Source organism: Streptomyces chisholmiae (genome assembly GCF_031845445.1).
GTDB lineage: Bacteria > Actinomycetota > Actinomycetes > Streptomycetales > Streptomycetaceae > Streptomyces > Streptomyces chisholmiae.
In genome coordinates this window covers 1-419 of record NZ_JAVREO010000255.1, presented here as the reverse complement: position 1 = coordinate 419, position 419 = coordinate 1, and the positions used below count along the sequence as shown (strand labels likewise).

General features: G+C 67.5%; 1 protein-coding gene. It reads left to right on the top strand.

The window, feature by feature from the left end; all coding sequences use genetic code 11:
• On the top strand, positions 1-419 hold a 419-nt coding region (locus tag RM844_RS33070; RefSeq protein WP_311671117.1), incomplete at its 5' end, for a gamma-glutamyl-gamma-aminobutyrate hydrolase family protein.

Here is a 419-nt window from a genome sequence, read left to right as displayed (position 1 = left end):
GTATCCCGGTGCTCGGTGTCTGCCGGGGCGCGCAGGTGCTCAACACGGCGCTGGGCGGCACCCTGCACCAGCACCTGCCCGACGTGATCGGGCACACCCATCATCAGAAGGGCAACGCGGTCTTCGGCACCTCGGCCGTGCGCACGCTGCCCGACACCCGACTGGCCGATCTGATCGGCGAGACGTCCGACGCGCAGTGCTATCACCACCAGGCCATCGACCGGCTCGGTGAGGGCCTGGTCGTCAGTGCCCGCGACAGCGACGGCGTGATCGAGGCCGTCGAACGTGACCCAGCGCTGCCCGGCGACGCATTCGTGCTGGGCGTGCAATGGCACCCCGAAGAAAGCCTCGATGACCTACGCCTGTTCACCGCTGTGGTGAACGCGGCCAGAACCTATGCGACAGAGAGGGTCTCATGA